The organism is Mesorhizobium sp. P3_A9 (genome assembly GCF_056402975.1).
In genome coordinates, this window is record NZ_JBFUGJ010000289.1 from 1 (window position 1) to 7,593 (window position 7,593).

Sequence of the window (7,593 nt, forward strand, 5' to 3'; positions counted from 1 at the left end):
CGGCGGTGGACCGGCTTCAGTCCGTCGCGAACATCGGGCAGCGCCCGGTGCATGATGGTCGACAACGCATAGGCAAGGTAGCGCTCTTCCAGCGCCTTCTTCAGATCGACCGGTTCGATGTGATCGCCACCGCCATCTTGAGGCGGCAAAACCCTTTTTGCCATGGGCTGGGACTAGCCGAGCGGGTGATTCGCGGCAAGAGGCGCATGTCGCGCGGAAGGACCTGCGCGCTGTTCTGCAACAGGAAACCGCAAGGTCGAGCTTGCCGGCCAACATCAACCTGTTACATGCCACATCTATTGCGAAGCACGATAACGCTCGACGGCCCGACCTTCATGCCAAATTCACTGCATTCTCCAATAGCATACGGTTCGGGTTTGCCTTTCACTGCGATTTTTGACCATTGTGCCGGGACATGCCTTTTTCCCGTCCAGTTCGTCACGGAATGGTGATGGCGCGAAGAATTGAAAAACAATTTCAGGACACTCTCAGGGACCTTGCGATGACAATCAAACGCTCAACTCTCCGGAAATTCGCTCTTTCGACCTTCTTGTTCACACTGCCGCTGAATGCGGCCCTTGCCCAGGACGCGGCGGTTGCCGACCGTCTGAAGGCGGCGCTGGCCGCCCAGGGCGTCGATATCTCCTGGACCGGCGTGACCGGCGACRACACCAGYWTGGTGCTGCAAGGCGTKGCCWTCAARCCGGCGGCGGAAAAGGAAGCCCTCACCATCGGTGACGTCAAGCTTGAGGGTGTGACCGCCGCCAATGGCGGCTTCGACATCGGCACGGTGTCGACCTCGGCCTTCGAGCATAGCAAGGACGGCGTCACCCTCAATCTCAGCCCCTTCGTCATCCACGACATGACGGTTCCGGCCGACGGCGCTACTGGCCCGCTCGGTGCGCTGATGATCTACAAGTCCGCCGAACTCTCGAACATGACGGTCAAGGTTGCCGACAAGACCGCATTCTCGATGGACGGGCTTGCCATCAAGATCACACCGCCCGCCGACGGCAAGGCGATGGAATTCACCGGCACCACCGAAAAGTTCAATGCCGACCTGACGCTGGTCGACGATCCCAAGTCGAAGGAAGTCATCGACGCGCTCGGCTACCAGAACATCGCGGGCAATTTCGAGATAGCCGGCACCTGGCAGCCTTCGGATGGCAAGATGGAACTGTCGAAGTACGACATCTCCGTCGAGAATGCCGGCACGCTGGGCATGACCTTCGACCTCGGCGGCTACACGATGGACTTCGTCAAGTCGCTGCAGGAAATGCAGAAGAAGATGGCCGCGCAGCCGGAAGGCGCCGACAATTCGGCGCAAGGCATGGCCATGCTCGGCCTGTTGCAGCAGCTTTCGTTCAACAGCGCGTCGATCCGCTTCGACGACGATTCGCTGACCGGCAAGGTGCTGGACTATGTCGGCAAGCAGCAAGGCATGTCGGCCAAGGACATCGCCAACCAGGCCAAAGCGATCGTGCCCTTCGGCATGTCGCAGCTCAACAATCCGGAGCTGACGGCCGAAGTGWCTGCCTCGGTCAGCAAGTACCTCGACGATCCGAAGAGCCTCGAAGTCTCGGCCGAGCCGCCGGCATCGGTGCCGTTCGCTCTGATCATGGCGGGCGCGATGTCCAACCCGCTCGACCTGCCGAAGACGCTCGGCGTCCATGTCAAGGCCAACGAAGACTGATCGAACGGCCTCAAGATACGAAAAAAGCCCGGCAGCGATGCCGGGCTTTTTTGTTGGATTATCGAATCGAGAGAATCGGTTCGGACGGTTCTTTAAAGTGTCGTCAGAAGCTTGCGATCAGACGTCCTTCTTGGTCGGCGCGACACGCAACGCCAGTTCGCGAAGCTGCTGCGGCGAGGCTTCCGAGGGCGCGTTCATCAACAAATCGTAGGCCTGCTGGTTCATCGGGAACATGGTGATCTCGCGCAGATTCTTGGCGCCAACCAGCAGCATGACGACGCGGTCGACGCCGGCCGCCATGCCGCCATGCGGCGGCGCGCCATACTGGAAGGCGCGGTAGAGGCCGCCAAAGCGCTCCTCCACCGTCGCACGGTCGAGCCCGACCGTCTCGAACGCCTTGACCATTGTTTCGGGCAGATGGTTGCGGATGCCGCCTGAGGCGATCTCGAAGCCGTTGCAGACCATGTCGTACTGGAACGCCTTGATGCCGAGCAGATCCTCGCCGTTCAGCGCATCGATGCCACCCTGCGGCATCGAGAACGGATTGTGAGCGAAGTCGATCTTCTTCTCCTCCTCGTTCCATTCGAAGAACGGGAAGTCGACGATCCAGCACARTTCGAARCGCTCGCGGTCGACAAGGTTCAGTTCCTCGCCRGCGCGCGTGCGCGCCGCACCGGCAAAGGAAACGAACTTCTTCGGATCACCGGCGACAAAGAAGGCAGCGTCACCATCGGCAAGGCCGAGCTGCTGGCGGATCGCCTCGGTGCGCTCCTCGCCGATATTCTTGGCGAGCGGGCCGGCGCCTTCGAGCTTGTCGCCCTCCTTGCGCCAGAAGATGTAGCCCAGCCCTGGCTGACCCTCGCCCTGCGCCCAGGAATTCATGCGGTCGCAGAAGGCACGGCTGCCGCCGGTCTTGGCCGGAATGCCCCACACCTCGGCCTTCGGGTCGTTGGCCAGGATGTTGGCGAAGACCTTGAAGCCGGAATCGCGGAAATGATCGGAGACGGCCTGCATCTCGATCGGGTTGCGCAGGTCGGGCTTGTCGGAACCGTATTTGCGCATGGCGACATCATAGGGAATGCGCTGGAAGTGCTGCGTCACCGGCTTGCCGTTGGCGAACGCTTCGAACACGCCGCGCATCACCGGTTCCATGGTCGACAGCACGTCGTCCTGTTCGACGAAGCTCATTTCGAGGTCGAGCTGGTAGAATTCGCCAGGCAGACGGTCGGCGCGCGGATCCTCGTCGCGGAAGCAGGGCGCGATCTGGAAATAGCGGTCGAAGCCCGACACCATGATCAGCTGCTTGTATTGCTGCGGCGCCTGCGGCAGCGCGTAGAAGGTGCCGGGATGGATGCGCGACGGCACCAGGAAGTCGCGCGCGCCTTCCGGCGACGACGCGGTGAGGATCGGTGTCGAGAATTCGGTGAAACCGACCTCGCCCATGCGCCTGCGCATTTCGGCGATGATTTTTGTCCGAGCAATGATGTTCTTGTGCAGCGTCTCGCGGCGCAGGTCGAGGAAACGGTACTTCAGCCGGATATCCTCGGGATAGTCCGGCTCGCCGAACACCGGCAGCGGCAATTCCTTGGCCGCAGACAGCACCTCGATCTCACGGGCGAAAATCTCGATCTCACCGGTCGGCAAATTGGCATTCGTGGTCTCGGGCAAGCGCGCCTTGACCTCGCCGTCGACGCGGATGACCCACTCGCCGCGCACGGTCTCGGCAACCTTGAAGGCCGGCGAATCCGGATCGGCGACGATCTGGGTCAGACCATAATTGTCGCGCAAATCGATGAACAGCAGGCCGCCATGGTCGCGCACGCGATGCACCCAGCCCGACAGGCGAACGGAAGAGCCGACATCGCTCTTTCTCAACTGGGCACAGGTATGGCTGCGGTAACGGTGCATGGTCATTGCTGAAGTCCGGGGTGCTGGGTTGCGGCCGAAGCATCAAAGCCCGGCCCAAAATTTGCGCGAAAAGCGCATGGGAGGCCGGATTTGTCAAGGCAAGCGGGCGATCCCGATGCCCGGCATGCCACTGAGCGTTCAGGCGAAGTGGATTTCAGCACCCTGGCGTTCGAAATCGGCGAGGATTGCGGCCGGCGCCGTCTTTTCGACCACCAGATGGCGGATCGCTTCGGCCCCGGCGACGCGATAGGGTGCCGCGGTGGCCAGCTTGTCGTTGGTGACGGCGATGACGATGCCGGCGCTGTTCCTGGCCATGGCCCGCTTGACTTCGGCCTCGGCCGAATCGAATGCCGTCACACCGCGTGCGACATCCAGGCCGCACGAGCCAAGGAAAAACAGATCGGCGCCAAGCTGCGCAATGGCGGCCAGCGTGTCGGCTCCGACGCAGGTTCCGAGGTCGCGGACGAACCTGCCGCCGAGCACGATCAGTTCGACCAATGGATGGACGGACAGCGCCGAGGCAACACCGAGCGAATTGGTGGCGATGGTCAGTTCGAGGTCGTGCGGAATGGCCTTGGCGATGGCGGCGTTGGTGCTGCCGCCGTCGATGAACAGGGTCTGTTTGCTGGAGAGCAACGCCACGGCCGCGCTCGCCAGCCGCGCCTTCTCCTCGACCGCATGGCCGCCGCGCAGACCGATGGGAGCCGCGGCAAAGGGCGCCGCCGCAACCGCGCCACCATAGACCCGGCGGCATTGCCCGGCTTTCGCCAGCTCCCTGAGGTCGCGGCGCACCGTGTCCTCCGAAACACCGAAGCGGCTCGCCAGCTCGCCGGCCAGCACACTCCCCTCCGCCGCGAGGCGGTCGCGTATAAGCTGGTGCCGTTGATCGGTCAGCATTGCCCGATTCCTATTTCGCCTGATCTTATTTCTCTTTGCRCGTTCTTGCATGTTCTGCACGTTTGTGCAAGGAGTGATCGACCAGGCTGCCTGACAAGCGAGCCTCACCCTTCCTTTGAAAGCACCGCGATGAGCTTTGGCCTCAACCTTGCCCCGCAACACCGCGTCTATGCCGGGTTCGCGATCTATTCCTTCGCCATGGGCAACATCTTTCCGCGGCTACCCGACATCAAGCACGCCATGGGCATCGGCGACGGCACGCTCGGTCTCAGCCTGATCGGAACGCCGGTCGGTACCTTGACGGCGCTGACGCTGGCGACGCCGCTGCTGGAGCGCGTCGGCTTCCGCCGCGCGCTGCTTGCCCTGGTCCCGCTGCTGGCGCTTGCCTATGCCATCGCTGTGCACGCGCCGGGGCCGCTGGCGCTGTTCCTGATGCTCTTTCCCGTCGGCCTGATGATCGGCAGCGTCGAGATCATGCTCAATGTCGAGGCCGACCGGACCGAATTCCTGGTCAAGCGCCGCATCATGAACCGCGCGCATTCGTTCTGGAGCATGGGTTTTTTCGGCGCCGGCCTGTTTGGCGCGGCGCTGGCGCATCTCGGCGTCTCGCCGCAGCTGCATCTGGCGCTGATCGTGCCGATCGTCGCGATCTCGATGGCGCTGTTCCTGGGCGGCTACCAGCCGTCGCCGAGCCGTTTTGCCGGCACCGGCGAGAAGGCGCCCGTGCTGGCAAGACCGACATTGCCCATCCTCGTCCTTGTCGCGGTGACGCTCTCGGCGATGCTGATGGAAGGCGCCAGCATCGATTGGTCGGCAATCTATATGCGCACCGTGTTCGAGTCAGGCCCCTTCGTCGCCGGCTTCACCGTGGCGCTGTTTGCCTTTTCCCAGGCAACCACACGCTTCTTCGCCGACAGTTTCGTCGACCGCCATTCGCCAAGCGGCGTGGCGCGGGTGCTACTGGTGATGATGGCGGCCGGCGTGCTGATTGTCTTTTTCTCGCCCATGCCATTCGTTTCCATGCTGGGCTTTGCACTTCTGGGGATCGGCACCAGCGCCCTCTTCCCGCTGGCGATCTCGGCCGCCGCCCAGMGTACRGATCGSCCGGCGGCRATCAATGTCGCGGCGCTGTCGCARATYTCCTTCGTCGCYTTCCTGCTCGGYCCGCCGCTGCTCGGCTTCGTCTCSGASCATTGGGGCATCCGCTCGGCCTTTGSCATCGGCATCCCGTTCATCSTCCTCAGCCTCCTGACGGCAGGATCGCTTGGCCGGCGGCCGGCCGCTGGCAAGCCTGTCGCGCCGGCGGATGAGCTGCTCAAACCGGCGCGGGACAAGATCCTGGCGCGGGCGGCAAAAGGGTGAATGGCGTCTCCACCGCCGCGGACAGGACGGACGGGCAGTTAAGATCGCGTCACGAAACTGACGTTGGCAGGGGGCCACACGGACCCGACGCCCGCTCCAAACCAGGCAATGCGGCGGGGGCGCTGCAGAACCACGATTGATCCTGCGGAACGGCAATTGCCGCTGGCATTGACCAGAGCAATGGTTCAAATAGGGGATCACCGATACGTGATCGCCTTTTTTCATGTCCTCCATCCGTCCGCTGATCCCGCTTCTTCTCGCCGCAGGCATCCTGCTCGGCGGCAATGGGCTGCAAAGCACGCTGATTGCGCTGCGCGGCGCGCAGGAAGGGTTTCCGGCCTCGTCCATCGGCCTGATGGGCACTTTCTACTTCGCCGGCTTCCTGCTCGGCTGCCTCGCCATCACCCGCATCATGAAGGCGGTCGGCCATATCAGGGCGTTTTCAGCGCTTGCCGCGATCGCCTCGGTCGGCACCTTGCTGCTGGTGCTGGTCCTCGATCCGGTGATGTGGTGCGCGGTCCGCTTTGCCGGCGGCTTTTGCTTCGCCGGGCTGTTCACCATCGTCGAGAGCTGGCTGAATTCCGGCGTCACCAACAAGGACCGCGCTCGCGTGCTGGCGATCTACCGGATGGTCGACACCGGGTCGGTGACATCAGCCCAGTTCCTCATCCCGGTCTTCGGCGCCGGCGGCTTCACCATCTTCGCCATCATGTCGATCATGATCACCTTGTCGCTGGTGCCGGTCTCGCTCGGCGACCGTTCCAACCCGACGCCGCCGGAGGAGGTCAAGCTCGACCTGGCGCGCGTCTGGCGGATTTCGCCGCTCGGCTGTTTCGGCTGTATTGCCGTCGGCGTCACCAACAGCGCGTTTCGCACGCTATCGCCGGTCTATGCCGAGCAGATCGGCATGTCGGTCGCCGACGTCGTCACCTTCGTCAGCGTCGGTATCTTCGGCGGCGCCATCATCCAGTATCCGCTCGGCTACCTGTCCGACCGCTGGGACCGGCGCCGGGTGCTGTTGATAACGACCTGCTGCGCAATGCTTTCAGCCTTGGCGCTGGTGTTCATCGCCGGCAGCAATCCGCTGCTCAACTTCATCATCATCTTCATCTTCGGCTGCTTCGCCATGCCGCTCTATTCGCTGTCGGCGGCGCATTCCAACGACCGCGCCGACACAGGCGAGTTCGTGCTGATCAACGCGGCGCTGATGCTGTTCTATTCCTTCGGCGCCATTGGCGGCCCGTTCGCCGCCTCGACAGTGATGCAGTATTTCGGGCCGAGCGCGCTGTTCGTGTTCAGCGCCGTCGTCTATGCGATCTTCATCGCCGTCATCGTCTACCGCATGCGGGCCAGGTCGGGCGTGCCGGCGGGCAAACGCGGCCGCTTTATCGCGCTGTTGCGCACCTCGACCGTTTTCGCGCGGCTGGCCAGACGAAATGGCGATCCAGACGGCCCGCCAGGGCCTTAACGATGGCTCCACAGCTTGACGAAAGCGTTTCCGGCTGAAATCTAGGAAGACTTTACTCCTGCCAAAAGCGATTTGATGCACGTCATCACCACCCAGAAAGAACTCGAGACCGTTCTCGCCGCYTTCGAAAAGKCGGATTTCGTCACCGTCGACACCGAATTCATCCGCGAAACGACCTTCTGGCCRATCCTGTGCCTGATCCAGATGGCGTCGCCTGGCGTGACGGCGCTGATCGATCCGCTGTCGCCTGACATCGACCTGGCGC

At 62.9% G+C, this 7,593-nt stretch carries 5 protein-coding genes and 1 pseudogene; 4 read left to right on the top strand and 2 right to left on the bottom strand.

The annotated features are described in order from the left end of the window. Positions 1-502: 502 nt before the first annotated feature. Positions 503-1,693, top strand: a complete 1,191-nt coding sequence (locus AC1DX0_RS27340; protein WP_477357515.1) for a hypothetical protein — start codon at positions 503-505, stop codon at positions 1,691-1,693. A gap of 117 nt (positions 1,694-1,810) precedes the next feature. Here the strand turns inward: AC1DX0_RS27340 and aspS are convergent, their stop codons facing one another. Both aspS and AC1DX0_RS27350 read right to left on the bottom strand, forming a co-directional pair. Continuing rightward, entirely contained in the window at positions 1,811-3,601 is a 1,791-nt protein-coding gene (gene aspS, locus AC1DX0_RS27345; protein WP_477221457.1) for an aspartate--tRNA ligase, read from the bottom strand. Positions 3,602-3,739: 138 nt separating this feature from the next. Next, complete coding sequence (locus tag AC1DX0_RS27350) at positions 3,740-4,498, bottom strand: DeoR/GlpR family DNA-binding transcription regulator (protein WP_477221130.1); 759 nt, start codon at positions 4,496-4,498, stop codon at positions 3,740-3,742. A gap of 129 nt (positions 4,499-4,627) precedes the next feature. Here AC1DX0_RS27350 and AC1DX0_RS27355 point away from each other — a divergent pair, with 129 nt between their 5' ends. From AC1DX0_RS27355 to AC1DX0_RS27365, 3 genes and pseudogenes are all read left to right on the top strand, one after another. Next, positions 4,628-5,860, top strand: a complete 1,233-nt coding sequence (locus tag AC1DX0_RS27355; RefSeq protein ID WP_477357517.1) for an MFS transporter — start codon at positions 4,628-4,630, stop codon at positions 5,858-5,860. 223 nt (positions 5,861-6,083) lie between these two features. Next, a complete protein-coding gene (locus tag AC1DX0_RS27360; RefSeq protein WP_477221128.1) occupies positions 6,084-7,328 on the top strand; it encodes an MFS transporter in 1,245 nt (414 codons plus the stop codon). A 75-nt stretch (positions 7,329-7,403) separates the two neighbouring features. Next, positions 7,404-7,593: pseudogene (locus tag AC1DX0_RS27365) on the top strand (ribonuclease D); the annotation flags it as partial.